Raw genomic sequence first — 20,629 nt, 5'->3', positions numbered from 1 at the left:
GTCAGGTGAGGGTGAGGCGCAGCGCCGGCTGCGCGGTCAGCGTGTTGCTGCTGACGTACGCCAGGTCGATCACCGGGTCGGTGAAGGTGATTGAGATCGGCAGGGTGATCGGGATACCGTTCGGGATCGGCAGGTTCGGGGTCAGCGTGATCTTGATGCCGAGCAGCCGGCCGACGAACCGGGTCGCGTAGAAGTCCACGTCGCCCTGCACGGTCAGCCGCTTCGTGGCGTACCCGGCGGTGGTGCCGGCCGGGCCACCCGCCCGCAGCAGGAAGTCGTCGGTGACCGCCCGACGCATGCTGAACTTCAACGCCCGCAGCTTCCCACTCGCGGTTGGCAGCTCCACGATCCCTGCGAACCGCAGGCCGGTCATGGTGACCTTGGTGCCGGTGAGCTTCGACGGCTGCTCGGCCACCCGCGGCTGACCGGGGTCGGCGGCGATCCGGGGCAGGGGCGCACCCGGCGTCACCCGGGCCGTGCCGGGCGGCGTCGGCGTCGGGTCGGTGGTCGGGCGCGGCACCGGGCAGGCCGACGGCCGACCCGCCGGGGTGGACGGCGCCGGGTCACCGGCCTTCGGGGAGCCGGTCGGCGTGGGGCTGGTCGCGTCGGGGCCGGGCGAGGCCCCGGCGGTGGGGGTGCCGCTCGGGGCGGAGGTGGGTTCGGTGGAGGTGCGCCGGCCGCCGGTCAGCAGGTCGCCGATCCCGTCGAGGAGGTCACCGATCAGGTGGCCGGAGCCCTGGGTCGGGCCCGGGGTCGGGTCGGCGGGCGACGGGGTGGCCGAGGTCGGCGTCGGGCCGGTCGGGGTCGGCGCTGGCGCCGCCGGCCGGCCGGAGGGGGTTGCGGACGCCGTCGACGGGCAGGTCGGGGCGGCGCGTACCGGGGCCGGACCCTGGACGGTGAGCAGCCCGGCCAGGGTGAGCCCGATCGCGGTGAACCCGACGGCGCGGTGACGGGCGCCGGGCGTCCCGGGCGGCGGACCCTCGTCCCGGGCGGGCAGCAGCTCGTCGACCAGCGTCCGGTCGGCGGCCGCCGGGCGGGGAGCGGGCACCGCCTCCGCCCCGGCGAACTCGTCACCCCCGGCGGGCCCGGTGAGGTCGTCATCCCCGGCGGGCTCGGCGGGGGCCGGCCGGGCGGTCGGCGTCCAGGCGAAGGCGAGCGCGCTGCCGACCATTCCGAGCAGCATGCCGAGGAAGAACCCGCCCAGGTTGAGGCCCTTGAGCGAGTAGACCGCGGTGACCGCCGCGATGATCGCGTAGAACAGCCGCTGGGACGGGCTGAACCAGATCAGCAGGCCGCAGGTCACCAGCCCGACCGGGATGATCCAGGAGAGGAAGCCGGTCGGGCCGACGGCGAGGCTGAGCCCGGCCAGGGTGAGCTTGCCGCTGACGAAGAGCTCGACGCCGGCCAGCACGGTGAGCAGGCCGCCCCAGAACGGGCGGCTGCGTCGCCAGCGCCGGAAGCGGCCCCACGCCCCGGTGGTACGCCCCGAGCGGGCGGGCTGCGGATCCACGGGTGTCACGAGGTGACCTCCTGGCGGTGGGGTTCTCGGGTCGGGGGCGGGACCGGTCGGCTCGCGGCGGACCGGCCGCCGGGGTGGGGTGGTCCCCGGCGACGGCGCCGGCCGCGAGCCGGCCGGTCAGCTCAGAAGCACTCCTTGCCCTTGGCGTCGTCGAACGCGTGCACGGCCAGCTTCAGCCCCTTGAGGTTGAAGGTGCCGGCGGTGGTGTAGCGGGCGACCTGGCGCAGCTTGGTGATGTTCACCTTCTGGGCGTCCTGGCCGAAGGAGCCGGCGAGGGCGTTCGGGTTGAGGTCACTGGCGTCACGGCCGATGTTGATCCGGGTGAAGGTGGCGTCGCCCTCGAGCGAGTCCATCGCGATCAGCAGCCCGTCGGCGCTGGCCGGCTCGCTGCCGCCGCCGGCCTCGATCCGCAGCACCACCGGCAGGCCGGGCAGGCTGGCGTCGACCGACTGGCACATCCTGGTCAGGTCGGCGTGGCCGATCTCGGAGAGGGCGACGGGGTGGATCTTGCCGTCCTTCTCCTTCACCACGCCGCCGTACTGCTTGAAGCCCTGCCCGTCGAGCTCCTGGGCGGAGATCTTGAACTGCTTGCCGGAGACGGTGATGTCGGCGGCGATCGCGCCGTTGGCGATCCCGAAGAGGATGGCCCCGGCGACGGCGGTCGCCGGCACCATCATGGCGGCGAAGCGCCGCCAGCGGGTACGTCCGAAGTTCTCGATCCGGTTCTGCACGGATTCCTCCTCGGTGCGTTCGGGGTGGTGGTGGCCCGCGTCCGCCGGTGGGGGGATGGCCCCGTGCCGGGCCGGTGCTTCTGTTACCGACGGGTAACGAACTGCGGATGATGGTGCACCCGGTGCGGCGTGGGTCACAAGAGGCCGATCGGCGTCGCTCGTGGCGGCCGGGTGCGAGTTCGGTGGGACGATCACTCTGCGTCCACCGTGGTCCGCGGCGGCAGGACCGTCAGCCGACTCCAAACCGGACCAAAGGGTCGCGGCTCGTCACCGTGGGTTCCCAAACCATCGACATATTACGATCACGTAACGACTACCGGGCGTCTCCGCGGAGACACCGAGGGGCGGGCCGGAGTCCGGCCCGCCCCTCGGCGGATGGTGCGGATGGATCAGTGCTTCTCGGACTCGTCCGCTCCGGCGCGCTGCACCGGCACCGTGGCCTCGTCGTCGGACTTCCAGTTCGTCGACGCCGGCGGGATCTCGTCGGAGAGCGGGCCGCCCTCACGCTCGGCCGGCCGCTCCTCGGTCACCGGCTCGTCGACCGGGCCGTCGTCGGCGCGGTGCCGGGCGTCCACCGTGCCCGCCCGCCGGCCGGACAGCACCAGCCAGAGCCCGACGAGCAGCAGCAGCGCACCGAGGACCGCCAGGCCGATCGGCAGCGTACGACCGATCAGCTGGAGCTTGTCCCGGGTCTCCCCGGCCGACTTCACGCTGTTGGTGATCGTCGCGTCGTCGTACACGAAGTCGGCGTCCAGCAGCTTCACCTCGCTGCCCTGGTCCGGCACGAAGTTCTTCTTCTGCTGCTCGCGCACCTTGACGAAGTTGCCGCTGACCGGCTCCACCCAGATGGTCCGGGTGTTGCTGTAGGTCACCTTGCCGGTGGTGGCGCCCGGGGCGAGGGCGTTGGCCAGCGCGGTCAGCGAGCCCTCCGGCGTCGGCAGCTCGGTCTCGTCGATCACCTGCACGTACCGGTACGCCTCGGTTCCCTTGATCTGCTCGGTGCCGTCGAACTTGATCGGCGTCGCCCGGCGCAGGTCGCGGTCGAAGTACTTGTAGTCCCTCTTCGCCGAGTGGAACGGGAACTTGTAGGTCTGCCCTTCGAAGCTGACCTGGTCCTGGTCACTGGTCTTGCCGTCGGTGTCCAGGTACTGCTTGTCCCAGGCCCGCCCCGCGGCCGTCGTGCGGTCCAGCGCCAGCTCAGCGGCGTACTTGCTGACGTCCGCCTCGTCGCCGGTACGGTCGGTCCGGACCACCGTGCCGTACGCGTCCCAGACCACCGCCTCGCCCTCGAGGTCGCCCTTCATCTCGTTCTTGGTCGTGTTGGCCTGCGGCACCACCTCGGTGGTGGCCCTGAGGGTGCCGGTCTGGATCGTCGGCTTACCCTCGATCACCTGCATGTAGGTCGCGTTGTCGGCGACCGCGACGCTCGCCCGCAGGCAACCGTCCGGCTCACCCTTGGCGTTGCAGAACGTCAGGTCGTACGGCAGCTTCGTCACCGACGGAGCCACGTAGAAAGCCGTTCCCGCAGCGAGGGCGAGAGACAGGACGCCTACGCCGAAAAGCACCGCACCCAGGCGAGCCTTCACTGATCCTCCTCAACACAAAGACAGTCAGCCGGTGTCCGGCGAGCATCGGGGTCTGCAAAACTGGGCCGCACGTTACTCCCGGGTTACATATCAACGCGACCCTCTGGACGGCTGATGTCTGCTCCGATTCCCGATCAGGTTCTGCGACGGTTGCCCGCGCTCGACGCGGTACGGGTGATCGGAGCGCTCGCCGTTGTCGGGCACCACGTCGGTTTCGCCACCGGAAGGAACACCGGCGACAGCGCCGTCGGAGCCTGGTTGTCCCGGCTCGACGTGGGTGTCGCCGTCTTCTTCGTCCTTTCCGGCTTCCTGCTGTTCCGGCCGTACGCGCACGCGCACGCAACGTACCAGCGCCCGCCCGCGACCGGTAGGTACCTCTGGCGGCGGGCCACCCGGATCCTGCCCGCCTACTGGGTGGCGGTGGTGGTCTGCCTGCTGGTGCTGCCGCAGAACCGCGACGCCGGCCGGGCGGACTGGCTGCGCCACGCCACGCTGACCCAGATCTACCAGCACGGGCAGCTCAAGCACGGCCTCAGCCAGACCTGGAGCCTCGCCACCGAGGTCACCTTCTACCTGCTGCTGCCGGTGCTCGCCGGCCTCGCGCTGCGCGGGCGGCCCACCCCGGACAAGGTGCTCCGGATCGCGGCCGGCGCGCTGGCGGTCACCGTCGCCTGGGTGGCGCTGCTCGGGTCCGGCCTGCTGAGCCTCGGCCTGCACACCATGTGGTTGCCGTCGTACGCGGGCTGGTTCGGCGCCGGCATGGCGTTGGCCGCCGCGCACGTGGCGCTGCGTACCGGCACCGGCGACCGCTGGCGGTGGCTGGACGACCTGGGCCGGGCGCCGCTGACCTGCTGGGCCGTGGCGCTGGCCGCGCTGGCCGTCGCCACCACCCCGGTCACCGGCCCGCGTGACCTGGCCGAGCCGACCGCCGGCCAGTTCGCCACCAAGCTGGTGCTCTACCTGGTCGTCGCGGTCATGCTGATCCTGCCGATCGCGTTCGGTCCGCAGACCCGCACCAAGGGCACCTTCGACAGTCTCGTCGGCCGGTGGCTCGGCCGGGTGTCGTACGGGCTGTTCCTCTGGCACCCGTTCGTGCTGGAGACCATCTACGTCGTCGACGGCCGGCCGGAGTTCACCGGCGACCCGTTGAGCACCTGGCTGCTCACCGTCGCCGGGGGGCTGGTCCTGGCGGCGGCGAGCTACTACCTGATCGAGCGTCCCTTCCAGCGGTGGGGCGGTCAGTGGCCGGGTCGGCGGCGCAGCACCAGCGAGAGCCAGAGGGCCGTGACGGCGGTGACCGCAGCCAACTGAGCGGGCCACGCGGTGTGCCCGCCGCGGGTCACCGCGTACCAGCCGGCCACCGCGAAGCACGCCACCGGCAGCCAGCGTACGACGGCCCGGCGGAGCCGGTGCATCCCCCGCCGGTCCGGCGGGTGCAGGTGCGGCTCCAGGGACCGCCCGGCGATCACGCCGAGCGCCACCAGCCCGGCCACGGCTGCCGCGGCCGGCCCGCCGACCAGGAGCAACGCCCCGCCGCCGACGAGGACCGGGAGCAGCCGACCGCGTCGCCGGCGGACCGGTCGCGCGACCGGCGCGAGGGTACGCCTGGTCGGCAGCACGGCCAGCACCACGACGCCGACCAGCAGCGCCGCGCCTCCGGCGAGCGCCGTCACGTACCGGCCGTCGGGGGCAAACCGGAGCACCACCTCGCCGGAGAAGCCAGCCGGTACGAGCCAGCCCTGCTGCCAGCCGTCCACCGTGAACGGCGTGAAGGTCCGACCGCCGCCGGTGGCCACCCAGCCCGCGTTGGCGTTCTCCCGCAGGGCGAGCACCCGCCGGCCGACATGGTCGTCCAGCCGCAGCACCCGGCGGGTGGCCGACCACTCACCGAGGTGCACCACCGCGCGCTTCGCGGCCGGTTGCCCCAGCTCGGTGGCGGGCGCCGGTCCGGTCCCCGCCGGGCGGCGCGGCGTGAGGGTGAACTGGGTGGGCAGCGCCAGCGGGCTGCCCACCGCGGTCACCCGCTGGGGGCCGGCCGTCAACGGCAGGGCCATGGTGGACCCGTCGCCGCAGGGAACCGCGGCCACCTCGCGCAGCTCCAGCAGGTCACGCCGGTTGGCCAGCAGCGCGGTACGGCGGTTGACGCCGCCGGCCCGCACCACGGGCCCGCTGCCGCAGGGCAGCCGGAGCCGCTGGCCGGGGTCGGCGCGTTCCACGTCGGTGGCCGGCAGCACGGTCAGCTCGCCCACCCCCACCGGCAGGTCCTGGGTCAACCGACGGTACGGGTCGTAGGAGCGGGCCGGGACCAGGTCGGAGATGAGCACGGTGACGTCGTCGGTACGCATCGGACGGTCGAAGACCACCGTGCCCCCGTCGTCGAGGACCCCGCCGCGCATGCCGCCGTCCCCGATCGCGGTGACCCGCCAGGGCCGGGCCGCCGCCGCGTTGGGCGGCAGCGTCATCCGCAGGCCGGTGATGGTGCGCGGCCGCGGCCAGGTGAGCCGCAGCCAGGGCTGCCGGTCGGCGTCGGCGGCGTACCAGGTGGTCGCGGGGTCCCCGTCGACCACCGCGCCGGGGCGGGCGGCCGGGTCGAAGACGCCGACGGTGGAGGCGGCGACGGTCGGGGTGACGCCGGTGGTCACCGCCGCCGCGCCGCCCGCGTCGAGCAGCTCGTTGAGCGCGCCACCCGGTCGGGGACGGGCCCGGAGCGCCACCTGGTAGTTGGCGCCCACGGGCAGCTGCACCGTCCGGTCGATCCGGTCGCCGTCCTCCGAGGCCCGGGACAGCGAGCCGTCGCAGAGCGGCCGCCCCTCGTCGAAGACGCAGGCCGGGCTGCTCGGTGCGGCGCTGAGCACCACCGGCGCCGGCACGCCGGTGGCCGGGCCGGGCGGCACCACGAGGGTACGACCGGCCTGGATCCCGGGGATGGCGAGTTCAGCGATGCCCACCCCACCGAAACCGGCCCGGACGTCGAAGACCTGCTCCACGGTCACCCGGACGAACCGGGTCGGGTAGCCGTCGGGGAGGGTGACCTGGGTGCTCTGGCCGGTCGTCGGCACGGTGGCCTGCTGCCGTCCCGCCGTGACGGTGATCTTCGTGGGCAGCGAGTCGGCCCCGGTGTCGAAGGTGATCCGGACCTGCCGGACCACCTCCGGCCGCCTCAGCTCCACCTCGAACCACTGCCCCACCGACACCGTCCCGGGTGCCGACCGCCAGGAGGTGGCGGGGTTGCCGTCCACCGCCGCGTACGGCTGGTGCTCGGTGCGTCCGCCGCCCAGCGACTGCGCGTCGGACCAGGAGCTGGACGCGGAGACCCCGTCGATGCCGAGGTAGCGCACCGCCGTCGACTGCTGCTCCGCCCACTCGGGCAGGTAGTCGCGGGCCGGCGCGGTCAGCCGCGGTTCGTCCTGGGGGGTGAGGGTGGCCGAGGAGTTGTCGTGCTGCTGCCCGAAGGCCACCTCGCGGCGCCGCAGCCCGTCGGTCAGCGCCACCGGCGTCTGGCCGAGCCCGTCGGGGCGGTCCCCGGCGAGCACGGTCGGCGCGGCGGGGAGCTGACCGGCCGCGGCCAGCGGCAGCAGCGACTCGGGCCCGCCGACCACGGTGGTGAGGTCGTCCGCGTCGTACGCGACGACCTGGTCGACCGGGCGGCGGACCTGGAACACCTCCAGCGCGCGGACCGGCGCGTTCAGGCCCCGGTCGACGAAGTTGCCGGGAAGCACACCGCCGCCCACCTCGGGGCCGAAGGCACGGACCGGCTCGATCCCGCGCGAACGCAGCAGCGCCTGCCGCACGACGATCGGCTGGGTGGTGTCGCTGTGCCCGTAGTCGAGGTCGGAGCGGAGCAGCAGGTACTTCACGCCGGAGCGGGCGAGCAGGTCGGCGAGGCCGGCCGAGCCCTGCCCGGTGGCGAGCACCGACTCGACGGCGTCGAGGAGCCGGATGGTCCCGGGCGGGGTCAGCGGCACCGAGCTGCGTACCGCCCAGGGCCTGTCCAGCAGGGGCTGGACGATCTCGTCGCTCGGGCTGCCCCACAGGTAACGCGGGAAGCGGGCGGCCGGCACCACCAGCACCCGGTCGTCGCGTACGTTGCTGTCCAGCCAGGACGTCGCCTGCTGCCAGTAGCCGGGCACGTCCCGGAAGCTGCCCGGCGCGGCCAGCCCACCGCCGAGGGCCGGTGCGGCGACCGCCGCGACCGCCGCCAGGGTGGTGCCGGTGACCAGGCCGGCGCGGAGCCGGACGGGTTGCAGCAGGCGGGCCGGCCCGGGGTGCAGGGTGGGCCGGTCGCCGGTGCGGGCGGCGCGCAGCACCAGACCGACCAGGTGCGCCAGGCCGAGCATCAGCGGGAGCCGGAGCACCACGTCGAACTTGTGCACGTTGCGCAGCGGTGCGCCCGCGGCGTCGAGGAAGGTCCGCTGGGTCTGGGCGCCGAAGCCGTCGAGCTGCGCGACGTGGCCGAGCCCGACCAGCGCCAGCCCGACCAGCAGGCCGGTAATCAGGAAGCGGCGGTGCGGCATGCCCCGCCGGGCCAGACCGGCGAGGCCGAGACCGGCCACCACCAGCGTGGCGATCACCAGGGGCTGTTCGGTGGCAAGCCGCCACCCCGCCGTCCACGGCGGCCCGTACGGGCCGTTGAGGTAGGCGTGCCAGTGCGAGGCGCCGCGCAGCACCGTGGTCATGTCGGTCGGCCCGGTGGTCACCGGGGCGGTCTCGATGTAGTCGAGGAAGGGCGGGCTGTACCGGCCGAGGAGCAGCAGCGGCACCAGCCACCAGGCGGTCGCCGCGGCCACCGCCAGCCCCCAGCCGAGCAGGGCCCGCAGGCGCAGCCGGAACGGGTGCAGGCCGACCAGCCAGATCGCGGCGAGCGGCACCACCGCCAGCACGGCGGTGGCGTTGACGCCGCCGGCGCACGCCACCACCAGCGCGGACCGGGTGACCGCCCGACGCACCGGCGTCCCCTGGGCGAGCCCGATCAGGGGGACCAGCACCCAGGGCGCGATCGCGCTGGGCCACGCCTCGACCGAGATCGGGCCCAGCTCGGTGACCAGCCGGGGCGAGAGCGCGAACGCCACCCCGGCCAGCAGCCGGGCCCACGGGGTGCCGATGTGCAGGCGTTCCGCCAGCCGGACCACGCCGGTGCAGGCCACCGTCATCAGCAGCGCCCACCAGAGTCGCTGCACCACCCAGGCCGGCACGGCGAGCAGCTTGCCGACGAGGAAGAACGGTCCCATCGGCCAGAGATAGCCGTACGCCTGATTCTGGAGCTGGCCGAAGGTCCCGGCCGGGTCCCACACGTGCAGGGACCGGCTCATCCATCCGGCTGGATCGATCGCGAGGTCGACCTTGGTGTCGATCACGATCAGACCCGGATCCTGGAGGAAGGCCAGGGCGGACAAAGCCAGACATACCGCAACCAAGCGCAGACGCCACACCGCTCGCGACGTGTCGTCGGCCCTCTCGACCGGCCCCGGACGGCCCGGCGACCCCTGCATCTCGCCTCCGATCGGGCATTGCGGCTTTCGTGACGCAGCCCATAGTGTGACGCGACCGCGAAGACTACTCGGCAGTAGGAGTGAGTGTTGGAAGCACCGGCTGCCGCCACCCGGCACGTACTGTTCCTCAACTGGAGGGACACCCGGAATCCGGAGGGCGGCGGATCCGAGGTCTACGTCGAGCGGATCGCCGGTGAACTCGTCCGACGCGGCCACCGGGCCACCCTGCTCTGCGCCACCCACACCGAAGGCCCCGCCGAGGAGATCACCGACCACGGCGTACGGGTGCTGCGCCGCGGCGGCCGACACACGGTCTACCTGCGCGCCGCGCTGGTCTACCTGGCCGGCACCATCGGTCTCGGCCCACTGGCCCGGCGCACCGGCGGTCGGCCCGACCTGATCGTCGACGTCGGCAACGGCCTGCCCTTCCTCTCCGCGCTCTACGCCCGCCGGCCGGTGATCGCCCTGGTGCACCACGTGCACCGGGAGCAGTGGCCGGTGGTGCTGGGCCGCTGGCTGGCCCGGTTCGGCTGGTGGGTGGAGTCCTGGCTGGCGCCCCGGGTCTACCGCCACTGCCAGTACGTGACCGTCTCCGCCGCCACCCGCCGGGAACTGGCCACCCTCGGCATCGACCCGCAGCGGGTGGCCATCGTGCACAACGGCACCCCGGACATGACGATCGGGCCGGTGCCCCGCTCCACCCAGCCGTCGCTTGTCGTGCTCGGCCGGCTGGTCCCGCACAAGCAGGTCGAGGTGGCGCTGCGCGCCGTGGCGGCGCTCGCCGGAGAACTGCCCGGCCTGACCCTCACCGTGGCCGGACAGGGCTGGTGGGAGTCGCAGCTCCGCCAGACCGCCGTGGACCTCGGCGTCGCCGAGCGGGTGACGTTCACCGGCTTCGTCACCGACATCGAGAAGCGCGAGCTGCTCGCGTCCGCCTGGGTGGCGCTCACCCCGTCGCTCAAGGAGGGCTGGGGACTCACCATCGTGGAGGCCGGCGCGGTCGGCACCCCCACGGTCGCGTTCCGGGGCGCCGGCGGGGTCGAGGAGGCGCTGGTGCACGGCGAGACCGGGCTGCTCGCCGACGACGTCGACGACTTCGTGGCCAAGGTCCGCCACCTGCTGGTCGACGACGCGTACCGGGCCGCGATGGGATCGGCGGCGCGGGCCCATGCCGCCCGCTTCACCTGGCCGGTCTCCGGAGAAAAGTTCGCGGCCCTCGTGACGAGGGCCGCGAACGTTCCGGCGGGTACGCCGGCCAAGCGGTGGGAAGAGACCTACGAGTTGACGCCGTAGACCAGCGGCTGGTTGGCGCCGGCCTCGGTGCTGGTGCCACTGCCACCCGACTCGGTCCGGGCGGCCTGCTCGGCCTTCGCCGCCTCGGTCACCGACGTACCGGTCAGCGTGGTGGCGAGTGCCGCCGTGCCGAAGGCACCCAGAGCGATCGCGGCAACCGCGACCAGAACCAACGAGAGAGCACTACGCATGGTGCTTTTTTCCTCCTCGTGAGCTGACTGCGCGGGACGTTACCACCAAGTAGACCCGCCGGGGAGGGCCGCGAGGACGTCCCGATCCGGCCGGTCAGCGCGCCCCGGCCACCGAGTTCTCGTAGAGGGTCAGGTCCGTCCCGGCGTACACCTCGCGCAGCCCGGCCATGGCGGCCGGATCGATCCGCCGGTCACCGACCATCCGTTGCACCACCACCCACCGCACGCCGGTCGCGGCGACCGGGGAACCGCTGGTCAGCACCCGCGCCACCTCGGCGGCTCGCGGGTTCTCCCCGGCCACCCGCAGGTCACCCACCCAGAGGGTGTCGTCGACGACCACGTCCGCGTCGACGTAGCGCGGCAACGGATCCAGCACCGTCCGGCCGTCGTTCCACGGGTACGCCCGGTAGGCGCCGAACGGCAGCGACAGGACCTCCCCCGGCCGGCCGTCCAGCCGCCGGGCCACCTCGGCCCAGTCCGCCGGGTAACGCACCGGCCGCAGCCGGCCCCCCACCCCGTACGCCAGGTCCGGCAGCACCACCAGCGGCAGCAGCAGCGCCGAGGCTACGAGGACCCGGCCGCCGACCACCGCGCCCCGCTCGGCGACCCGGTCGGCCAGCCGCTCCACCCCGAGGGCGACGGCCAGCGCCAGCAGCAGCGCGTACGGCACCAGGAACTTCTGCCCGTCGCGCAGCAGACCCGCCCCCGGCACCGTCGCCACCGCCCAGCGCAGCGCGGCCGCCGTACCGGGCAGCACGCCGAGCGACGCCGCGAGGAAGCCGCCGGCGGCCAGCGCCGCCAGCCGCACCGCCGCCCCGCCCGGCCAGCGCCGGCGCAGCGCACCGAGGCCGAGCACGGCCGCGCCGAGCAGCAGCACCGTGGCGACCGGGGCCAACGGGGAGGACCGACTGGTCGGGGTGGTCTGGGCATTCCAGATGCCCCCGGTGCCGGCCAGCGCCCCGAACCACCCGCTCCAGTTCTCCGCCCGGGCGGCGAACGCGGTCACCCCGGCCGGATCGCTGCGCCCGTCCGCCCGGGTCAGCGCGGCCGCCACCAGCCACGGCAGGTTGAGCAGCAGCACCGCACCGACCGCGCCGACAGTGCGCCGCGGCGCGTCCCGCCGGGCCACCAGCACCGCGACCGTCGCCAGCGCGATCAGCCCACCGGTCGGGGTCACCGCGGCGGGCAACGCGGCCGGCACCAGCCGGCGCAGCGACCCCGGCCGCCCCGCGCGTACGCCGATCGCCGCGCCGACCAACCAGGGCAGCGCACCGTACGCCAGCAGCAGCCCCCAGTGCCCGATCAGCAGCCGCTCGGCCAGGTACGGCGTCCAGGCGTACCCGAGCGCGGCGACCGCCCGGGTGACCGGCCGCCGGGTGGGCACCAGCCGGCCGGCGCCGACCACGGCCAGCAGTAGCACGGCGGCGAGCACCACCCGCTGCACCAGCCAGCCGGGCGCCAGCTGGCCGGCCAGTGAGACCAGCGCGTCCAGCGGCACCGCGCGCGGCAGCGAGTCACCCGGCACGACCAGCTCGGCCCGCCACGGCTGGTGCGGCACGAAGACCATGTCGTAACTCAGCACGTAGCCCGGCGCCGCAAGCGGGGCCAGCACCAGCGCGGTGACGGTCAGCCCGACGGCGACGAGCATCGACCTCTCCCGCAGGGTTGACCTCCTCACTAGGCTGACCGGGCCGGCACGCCGGCGTGGCGACACTGTACGCGCGCGGGCGGGGACCCGGCTGCGCCGGCGACTCGGGACGGTCATGGGAACAGAGTCGGACGGGCGGACCCGGACGAGCGGTATCGGCACCGCCGGCGTGGCCGTCACCCTGGCCGGGGTCTTCGTCAACGGGCTGGCGTACGTGGTGCCCGTGCTCGGCGCCCGCCACCTGCCGCCGGCCGAACTCAGCGCGCTGGCGACGCTGCTGGCCCTGGGCGCGATCGGCGGGGTGGCGAGCACCGGCCTCCAGATCGCGGTCGCGGTCCACCGGGCCCGGCACGGCCGGGCGCCCACCGGCCGGCCGACCGTGCTGACCGTCGTGGTGACCACCGTCCTGCTGGCCCTGGTGCTCCCGGTCGCCGCCGGCCAGCTCCGACTCGGCGGCCGATCGGTGCTGCTGCTGGGCGTCCTGACCGTGGCTGTGGTGGCCGCCGGCCGGTGGCTCGGCGAGCTCCAGGGCGACCAGCGGTTCCTCCGCCTGGCCGGGGGCATGGCGCTGCTCGCCGCCGGTCGGTACGGCGGCATGATCGCCGGACTGGCCCTCGGTGGCGGGCTGACCGGGTCGCTGCTGGCCGGGGCGGTCACCTCGCTGCTGGTGCTGGCGCTGCTGGTACGCCTGAACCGGGGCGCCGGCATCGACCCGGTCGCCCCCGCCCTGGCCACCCGCACCGTGCTCACCGCCAGCGGCGCCACCCTGGCGATGCTCGTGGTGTCGTACGCGGACCTGCTGCTCGCCCGACGGTTCCTCCCCCCGGACGCCTCCGGCACGTATGCGGTCGGCACGGTGCTCACCAAGGGGGCCCTGTGGGCGCCACAGGTGGTCACGGTGATCGCCCTGCCTCGACTGGCCCGGGGCGACCGCCGTACGCTGCTGGTCTCGCTGGCCCTGGTCGGCGGGGCGGGCGCGGCGCTGGTGCTCGCCGCCGCCCTCGCCGGCGGCCTCGCCTTCGGGCTCGCCGGTGGCCGGGAGTACACCGACCAGGGCCGGTACGCGCCGCTCTTCGCCGCCACCGGCGCGCTCTACGCCTTGGTCTTCGTGCTGATCAACGCCCGGGTGGCGGCGTCCGCCCGGTGGCCCTCGGCGCCGCTGTGGGTCTCCACCGTCTGCTTCGTCGTCGCGGTCGCCGTCGCGGTGCCGCACACCGTCGGCGGGGTCGCCGGCGCGGCACTGGTGACCGCCGGGCTCACCGTCCTGGTCACCGGGGCGTCGACCCTCCGCCCCCGCCGCTCTCCGTCCACTTCCGACCGTCCGGCGGGTACCACCACCGGCCCGGTTCGTGACACCCTGGGGGCGGTCGACCGGTAGACGGGGGTTTTCGGTGACGCCGACGGACACTGACCGCAGGACGCTCGGTGCCCGCCGATGGTCCCGCTGGCTGCTCCTGCTCCTCGCGCTGTGCCTGCTGGCGGCCATCCCGGTCAGCCGGGCCCGGTCGGTCCGCACGGCGCCGGCCGGCCACTCCGCGCAGTGGCTCACCGGCCTCTTCGACGTCTACGGCGACACCTCCGGGCAGTGGAGCGGCGCGGACCGGACGGCGTCGGTGCGGCTCCCCGACGGCCGGCTGCTCTGGCTCTTCTCCGACACCTTCCTCGGCCCGGTCGCCCCGGACGGCTCCCGCCCGCGCAGCACGGCGTTCGTCAACAACTCCGCGGTCGTCCAGGACGGCGACCGGCTGGTGGCGACCGTGCACGGCGGCACCGCCGAGGATCCGCGCGCCCTGGTGCCGGCCGCCGAGGCCGACCAGTTCCACTGGATCGGCGACGCCCAGGTCACCGGCGAGACCCTCCAGGTGCTGGTCAACCGGTACCGGCGGACCGGCTCCAGCCCGCTGGACCACCAACTGCTCGGCACCTCGCTGGCGACGTTCGCGCTGCCCGCACTCACCCCGACCGGGGTCCGCCCGCTGCCGCTGGACGCCCGGGTCTCCTGGGGGTCGGAGCTGCTCCGCGACGGCGACCACACCTACGTGTACGGCACCGAGGCGGCCGGGGAGACGAAGTTCGCCCACGTCGCGCGGGTCCGGGGCACCGACCTCAGCGGCCCGTGGGAGTTCTGGACCGGCCGCGACTGGTCCACCGACGACGGCGCGTCCGCCCGGGTGCTCAGCGGCGTCGGCACGTCGTACGGCGTGCAACGGGTCGACGGGCGGTACGTGCTGGTGACCCACGAGAACAACCTGGTGTTCAGCGCCGACCTGGTGGCGTACACGGCCGCCGCGCCGACCGGCCCGTTCGACGGCCCGGACTACCTCTACACCGCCCCGGAGACCGACGCCGGGCACCTGGTCTACGACGCCGACCTGCACCCGGAGCTGGCCCGCCCCGGCAAGCTGCTGCTCTCCTACAACGTCAACGACGTCGACGACGCGGTCACCTACGCCGACACGAAGGTCTACCGACCCCGCTTCGTGGAGGTCGACTGGCCGCCCCGACGCCCGGAGAGCGACGGGCTGCCGCCGGCCCCCACCGGCCTGGCCGCCCGACCTGCCGCCGCCGGCACCGCCGCCCTGACCTGGTCCGCGCCGCGCACCGACGACGACCTGCGCTACCAGGTGCACCGGCGGGACGTCACCGCCGGCCAGACGCACCTGGTCCGGATCGGCGAGCCGGGCGCCGAGCCCCGCTTCTCCTCCGACTTCCTGGTCAACGGCCACGAGTACGAGTTCGCGGTGAGCGCGATCGGCCGGCACGGCGAGGGACCGCCGTCACCCGTGTCCCGGATGACCGCCACCGTCCCGCCACCGCCCCCGCCGGGCGGCCTGCGGGCCGAGCCGGGCGGAGCCGGCGACGTCACCCTGAACTGGGAAGCGGTCCCCTTCGTCCGGGTGTACCGGGTGCAGCAGCGCGACCTGGCCACCGGGGTCCGGACGACCGTCGGCACCTTCACCGGCACCCACGCCACCGTCGAGTTCCTCCGGCACGCCCGCACGTACGAGTTCTCGGTGGTCGCCGTCGGTGGTGGCGGGGCCAGCCGGCCGTCGGCGCCGGTCCGCGCCACCGCGGTCGTCACCCCGCCGGCCGCACCGTCGGGCCTCACCGCGACGCCCCGGCCGGACGGCACCATCCGGGTGACCTGGCGGGCGCTCGGACCCGGCATCTCCTACCGGGTGTACCGGCGGGACCTGGACCGTGGGCAGGATCTCGGGCTCCCCGCGCTGGAGTCGGAGGCGACGCACGTGGCTCGGAACCTGGAACACGACCACCGCTACGAGTTCACGGTCGCCGCAATCAACAGCGGCGGGGAGGGCGCCCGGGCCGACCCGGTGACCGCCACCGCGCGGTTCACCCCGCCCACCGAGGCCCCCCGGCAGCTGCGCGCCGAGGCCGGGGCGGGCAGCGTCGAGCTGACCTGGCGCTCCTCGATCCCCGGTGGCTGGCATCGGGTCTACCGCCGGGATCTGACCGCCGGCGACCGGGACTTCACCGAGGAGCCCGTCCCCACCCAGGGCACCCGGGCCACGGTGGTCCGACTGACCAACGACCACGAGTACGAGTTCGCGGTGGCGGCGATGAACCAGGCCGGCCCCGGGCCGCGCAGCGAGCCGGTCCGGGTCACCCCCCGGCTGCCGGTGCCGACCGGACTGACCGTGGCCGCCGCCGGCAACGGCGAGGCCCGGCTGCTCTGGCGGTCGGCGGGCCCAGGCTTCGCGTACCGGGTGCAGCTGCGGGACGTGACGCTGGACGAGCAGTGGCGGACCGACCCGTATCCGGTGCAGGACGTCCGGCACACGGCGGTGTTCCTTACCCGGGGGCACCGCTACGAGTTCCGGGTGACGGTCACCGACGGCGTCACCGACGGCGAACCGACGGCGCCGGTCGCGGTGCAGGTGAGCTGACCCGGTCAGTCGCCGGCGTCGAGCCAGGTGGTGAGCAGGTGGTGGTCGATCGAGTCGACCCGGCCCAGCGGCCGCCCGGCGGCCACCCGGGCGCGCAGCTCCGCGCGGGTGAACCAGCGCGCCTCCAGCAGCTCCTCGCCGTCCACCTCGATCCGGTCGGACTCGGCGGTGGCCCGAAAACCCACCATCAGCCCGGCCGGGAAGGGCCACGCCTGCGAGCCCTGGTACGCCACGTCGCCGACGACCACACCGGCCTCCTCGGCGACCTCCCGGCGGACCGCGTCCTCCAGGCTCTCGCCGACCTCGACGAACCCGGCCAGCGTCGAGTACGACCCCTCGGCCGCCCCCTGGTGCCGGGCCAGCAGGCACCGGTCGGGGGAGCCGGGCGCCTCCACCAGCACGATGATCGCCGGCTCGATCCGGGGGAAGAGCAGCCGGTCGCAGGCCGCGCAGGTGCGGGCGTGCCCGCCGAAGGTGGGTACGGTGGCGGCACCGCAACCTCCGCAGTGCCGCTGCTGGCGGTGCCAGTGCAGCAGTCCGCGGGCGTACCCCTGGATGGCGGCGTCGGCCGGCCCGAGCCGCCCGACCAGGGTGCGTACGTCCACCGCCAAGGCGGCGCCGACCAGGGCGGCGGCCTCCCGCTCGGTACGGGCGGAGAGGTCCACGGCGAAGACGGCGGCCGTCCCGTCCAGCCCGAGGAAGACGGTCTCGTCGGCCCGGGCCAGGAGGGCGCCGGAGTCGGCGGCGGTCAACCGGACCGGGTCGCCGTCCTCGTCGACCAGGCAACGGTCCCGCCAGAGCGCCAGCACGGTGCTGTCGGCGTCGGTGAGCCGTTCGGAGATCCAGCCCGGGTCGGCCCGCCGGCCGCCCGCCCGGTCCAGCCATCCGCCGCCGTACGTCAACGCCTGTCCGTCGGTTCGCACCCGGCTACCGTGCCACGGCCCGAACGGTGCCGACACACCGGCCCGGACACCACCGGCGCCACCCAGAGTCGCTGCTCAGCGGCGTGCTGTGACAGGCGACACGCGGTGAGCGAGGACGCCCGGTCGGACGGTGCCGAGCGGGCCGCGCGTTGGTTACCGTAGTTGTCTTCCGGGTGGGGACCGCACCCCCACGTGGTTCTTTCCGATCGAGGTAGCTGTGACGCTGTACGGCGACAAGACTCCGCCCGCCGACGACCGGCCCACCATCCGGGTGATGCCGGTGAGCTGGCCCGGTGACGAGCCGGAGCCGGCGCCGCCGGCCGCCCCGCCCGCCGGCCGCTCCCGGTTCTCCCGGGGCCGGGTGCTGCTGGCCGGTGGGGTGACCGCCGCCGTGCTCGCCGCCGTCGCCGGGGCGGGCGCGTACGCGTACGCCGGTGACGTGCCCCGCGGGACGACGGTGCTGGGCGCCGAGGTGGGCGGCCGGAGCCGGGCCGACGCGGCTCGTGAGCTGCGGGCGGAGCTGGACCGCCGAGCGGCCGAGCTGAGCGCCCCGGTGCAGATCCGGCTCGGCGCCCGGACCACCACCGTCGAGCCCGCCGACGTGGGCCTGACCGTGGACGTGGACGCCTCGGTGGCCGCAGCCGAGCAGGCCCGGGCGCACGCCGTGGACCGGCTGGTGGGTTCCCGTACGGTGCCGCCGGTGGTGACGGTGGACGCGGCCCGGCTCGACGCCGCGCTCCGCAGGGCGCTGGGCAGCCAGGGCCGGAAGATGACCATGCCGGCGATCACCTTCGCCGGCATCACCCCGAAGGCGGTCCACCCGACGCCCAGCCTCTCGCTGGAGCCGGAGCGTTCGGCGCAGGCGGTCCGCGAGGGCTGGCTCACCGGGAAGCCGGTGGAGGTGCCGCTGATCGAGATCACCCCGGCGACCGACGCCGCGGCGGTGGACAGGCTGGTGGCCGAGCTGGCCCGGCCGGCGGTCGCCGCGCCGGTCACCCTGCGCACCGACAAGGGCTCGTTGAGCATCCCGCCGGCCGCGATCGCGAAGAGCCTGCGGTTCACCGCCGACAAGACCGGCAAGCTGACCCCGAGCGTGGACGTCAAGCGGCTGCGCGCCGCCCTGAGCGACCGGTTGGAGACCATCGAGACCGAGCCGGTGGACGCCCGGATGACCCTGACCGCCGGCAAGCCGACCGTGGTGCCGGGCAAGGACGGCCGGCAGGTCGACTCGGCGGCACTGGCGAAGGACCTGCTCGCGGTGCTGCCGAAGGCCGACGGCCGGGAGGTCGCCGCGAAGGTCAGGCCGGTGCAGCCGGAGCTCTCCACCGCGAAGCTGGCCGGCCTGGGCATCAAGGAGCGGGTCTCCACCTTCACCACCCGCTTCCCGGGCGGCCTCTCCTCGCCGCGTTCGCAGAACATCGTCACCGTGGCCAAGCACGTCGACGGCACGGTCGTGCTGCCCGGCGCGACGTTCTCGCTGAACGAGCACACCGGCGAGCGGGGCACCGACAGCGGCTACCAGGAGGCCCCGGTCATCGTCGACGGCAAGCTGGTCAAGGGGGTCGGTGGTGGTGTCTCGCAGTTCACCACCACGCTCTTCAACGCCAGCTACTACGCCGGCCTCCAGGACGTGCAGCACAAGCCGCACTCGTTCTACTTCGAGCGCTACCCGGCGGTGATCGAGTCGACCATCTTCTGGCCCGACCTGGACTTCAAGTTCCGCAACAACACGAAGTACGGCCTGATGATCGACACCGCGTACACCGAGAACACGGTGACCGTGTCGATCTGGAGCACCAAGATCTATGACAGCGTGAAGACCGAGTACGGACCCCGCCGGGACATCACCGACCCGAAGACGGTCTACCTGGAGCCGGGGCCGGGTTGCATCGCCACCGCCGGCAGCAAGGGCTTCGCCCAGGACGCCTTCCGGGTCATCACCAAGGACGGCAAGATGGTGAAGCGGGAGAAGTTCAGCTGGCGCTACGACCCGGAGCCCCGCTTCATCTGCGGCCCGGAGCCGAAGCCCGCCACCTGACGTCCGCGCCAACCCCACGGCAGCGAAACGCCCCGCCGGCCCTCGGGCCCGCGGGGCGTTCTCGTCGGTACGGGTCAGGGCCGCGCCTCGGCCAACCCCTGGCGTACGCCGTCCGCGTTCCGGTCGGTGCCGTAGACCGGGGTGTCGGGCTGCTGCCGCCAGCTCTCGTCCAGCGTGCCGGCGTCCACCGGGTCGAAGCCGAGCGTGTCGACGATCCCCATCACCAGCTGCTTCGCCTCGGCGTCGTCACCGGCGACCGGGAGCGCGATGCGGTCCGGCGTGCCGGCCGGCTTGCCACTGTCCATCAGGTGCTGGGCCTGGATGTTGTTGAAGGCCTTCACCACCCGGGCGCCCTTGAGGTGCTCGGCGGTCCACCGGCTGGAGCTGAGGCTCCGGTCCTGGAGCTCGGCGATGTCCCCGTCGCGCTGCGGGTAGTAGTTGTTGGCGTCCAGGACCACCTTGCCGTCGAACAGCTCCGCCGGAAGGCCCGGTACGGCCAGCAGCGGGATCGCCACCACCACCAGCTCCGCGTCCTGGACGGCCTGCTCCAGCGTGCCGGCGTTGGCGCCGGTCTCCTGCGCCAGCTCGGTGAGGCTCTGCGGCCCCCGCGAGTTGGTCACCGTGACGTCATGGTCGAGCGCCCGCAGTCGACGGGTGAGCGTCCCACCGATGTGCCCCGAGCCGATGATTCCGATCTTCATGACCACTCCTGACTCCGCCAGCCCTGGCGGTCGAGATCCGGCGAACCATGAGCAGGTACCCGGTGCGGCCGGTCGGATAGCTTCGCCGGGGCGTGCGTAACGTCCCGTTTGTGGCCGGCACCGGGGGGAACGCCGCCGGCAGGCGGGTTCCGCACCGACCGTACCGAGGCCGGCCGGGCGTACGTGCCGATTCGCGGGATGCGGCGAGTGGGAAGGTCGCAAACGCATTCAGGGCCACCCCGGATGGGGTGGCCCTGAATGGAATGTTTGTCCGGCGGCGTCCTACTCTCCCACACCCTCCCGAGTGCAGTACCATCGGCGCTGGAGGGCTTAGCTTCCGGGTTCGGAATGTGACCGGGCGTTTCCCCTCCGCCATGACCGCCGTAACTCTATGAACATGTCAAACACACCGGTAAACCGTCACGGGTGTTCGCTTGTTCAGAGTTGCACAGTGGACGCGTAGCAGCTTCGTAGTCAAGTCCTCGGCCTATTAGTACCGGTCACCTGAACCCGTTACCGGGCTTACAGTTCCGGCCTATCAACCCAGTCGTCTAGCTGGGGGCCTTACCCCACCAAGGTGGGTGGGATACCTCATCTTGAAG

At 74.0% G+C, this 20,629-nt stretch carries 13 protein-coding genes and 2 rRNA genes; 5 read left to right on the top strand and 10 right to left on the bottom strand.

The genetic code is table 11. The features are described 5' to 3' along the window. Position 1: 1 nt before the first annotated feature. From GA0070564_RS29420 to pgfA, 3 genes are all read right to left on the bottom strand, one after another. Positions 2 to 1,519 (bottom strand): DUF6114 domain-containing protein, encoded by a 1,518-nt coding sequence (locus tag GA0070564_RS29420; RefSeq protein ID WP_091610437.1) that lies wholly within the window; start codon positions 1,517 to 1,519, stop codon positions 2 to 4. A gap of 122 nt (positions 1,520 to 1,641) precedes the next feature. Further along, entirely contained in the window at positions 1,642 to 2,250 is a 609-nt protein-coding gene (locus tag GA0070564_RS19785) for a DUF6230 family protein (RefSeq protein ID WP_091610435.1), read from the bottom strand. 389 nt (positions 2,251 to 2,639) lie between these two features. After that, positions 2,640 to 3,815: a cell envelope lipid trafficking protein PgfA gene (pgfA, locus tag GA0070564_RS19780; RefSeq protein WP_245670140.1), complete on the bottom strand. Its 1,176-nt coding sequence runs from the start codon at positions 3,813 to 3,815 to the stop codon at positions 2,640 to 2,642. A 135-nt stretch (positions 3,816 to 3,950) separates the two neighbouring features. On the opposite strand from pgfA, the gene GA0070564_RS19775 reads away from it, so the two are divergent. Then, complete coding sequence (locus tag GA0070564_RS19775) at positions 3,951 to 5,147, top strand: acyltransferase family protein (protein WP_091610431.1); 1,197 nt, start codon at positions 3,951 to 3,953, stop codon at positions 5,145 to 5,147. Here the strand turns inward: GA0070564_RS19775 and GA0070564_RS19770 are convergent. Continuing rightward, positions 5,075 to 9,229 (bottom strand): alpha-(1->3)-arabinofuranosyltransferase, encoded by a 4,155-nt coding sequence (locus GA0070564_RS19770; RefSeq protein ID WP_176730751.1) that lies wholly within the window; start codon positions 9,227 to 9,229, stop codon positions 5,075 to 5,077. The genes GA0070564_RS19775 and GA0070564_RS19770 overlap by 73 nt on opposite strands. Before the next feature lie 183 nt (positions 9,230 to 9,412). Between GA0070564_RS19770 and GA0070564_RS19765 the strand changes: the two genes are divergently transcribed. Beyond that, a complete protein-coding gene (locus tag GA0070564_RS19765; RefSeq protein WP_091611571.1) occupies positions 9,413 to 10,618 on the top strand; it encodes a glycosyltransferase family 4 protein in 1,206 nt (401 codons plus the stop codon). Here GA0070564_RS19765 and GA0070564_RS19760 read toward each other — a convergent pair. Next, positions 10,600 to 10,809 carry a hypothetical protein gene (locus tag GA0070564_RS19760; protein WP_141714821.1) on the bottom strand — a complete coding sequence of 70 codons (210 nt, stop codon included), beginning with the start codon at positions 10,807 to 10,809 and terminating at the stop codon, positions 10,600 to 10,602. The genes GA0070564_RS19765 and GA0070564_RS19760 overlap by 19 nt on opposite strands. Positions 10,810 to 10,903: 94 nt before the next feature. Beyond that, positions 10,904 to 12,457: an MmpA family trehalose lipid delivery protein gene (locus tag GA0070564_RS19755; protein ID WP_091610422.1), complete on the bottom strand. Its 1,554-nt coding sequence runs from the start codon at positions 12,455 to 12,457 to the stop codon at positions 10,904 to 10,906. A gap of 115 nt (positions 12,458 to 12,572) precedes the next feature. Between GA0070564_RS19755 and GA0070564_RS28960 the strand changes: the two genes are divergently transcribed. Together GA0070564_RS28960 and GA0070564_RS19745 are read left to right on the top strand one after the other, a co-directional pair. Continuing rightward, complete coding sequence (locus tag GA0070564_RS28960) at positions 12,573 to 13,835, top strand: polysaccharide biosynthesis protein (protein ID WP_141714820.1); 1,263 nt, start codon at positions 12,573 to 12,575, stop codon at positions 13,833 to 13,835. Between the two features lie 13 nt (positions 13,836 to 13,848). Further along, the gene (locus GA0070564_RS19745) at positions 13,849 to 16,365 is read left to right on the top strand and encodes a fibronectin type III domain-containing protein (protein WP_091610418.1); all 2,517 of its coding nucleotides are present in this window, start codon (positions 13,849 to 13,851) and stop codon (positions 16,363 to 16,365) included. Positions 16,366 to 16,370: 5 nt separating this feature from the next. On the opposite strand, the gene nudC is transcribed toward GA0070564_RS19745, so the two are convergent. Next, entirely contained in the window at positions 16,371 to 17,288 is a 918-nt protein-coding gene (gene nudC, locus GA0070564_RS19740; protein WP_091610415.1) for an NAD(+) diphosphatase, read from the bottom strand. A 217-nt stretch (positions 17,289 to 17,505) separates the two neighbouring features. Between nudC and GA0070564_RS19735 the strand changes: the two genes are divergently transcribed. After that, entirely contained in the window at positions 17,506 to 19,326 is a 1,821-nt protein-coding gene (locus tag GA0070564_RS19735) for a VanW family protein (protein ID WP_245670123.1), read from the top strand. 74 nt (positions 19,327 to 19,400) lie between these two features. On the opposite strand, the gene GA0070564_RS19730 is transcribed toward GA0070564_RS19735, so the two are convergent. The 3 genes from GA0070564_RS19730 to GA0070564_RS19720 form a co-directional block, all read right to left on the bottom strand. Continuing rightward, positions 19,401 to 20,027 (bottom strand): NADPH-dependent F420 reductase, encoded by a 627-nt coding sequence (locus tag GA0070564_RS19730; RefSeq protein WP_091610413.1) that lies wholly within the window; start codon positions 20,025 to 20,027, stop codon positions 19,401 to 19,403. A 269-nt stretch (positions 20,028 to 20,296) separates the two neighbouring features. Further along, positions 20,297 to 20,413 (bottom strand): 5S ribosomal RNA (rrf, locus tag GA0070564_RS19725). A gap of 84 nt (positions 20,414 to 20,497) precedes the next feature. Continuing rightward, positions 20,498 to 20,629 (bottom strand): 23S ribosomal RNA (locus GA0070564_RS19720); the annotation flags it as partial.

The organism is Micromonospora mirobrigensis, from assembly GCF_900091555.1.
GTDB classification, from domain to species: domain Bacteria; phylum Actinomycetota; class Actinomycetes; order Mycobacteriales; family Micromonosporaceae; genus Micromonospora; species Micromonospora mirobrigensis.
The sequence above is the reverse complement of the archived record's forward strand: the minus strand, read 5'-3'. Positions and strand labels throughout refer to the sequence as shown.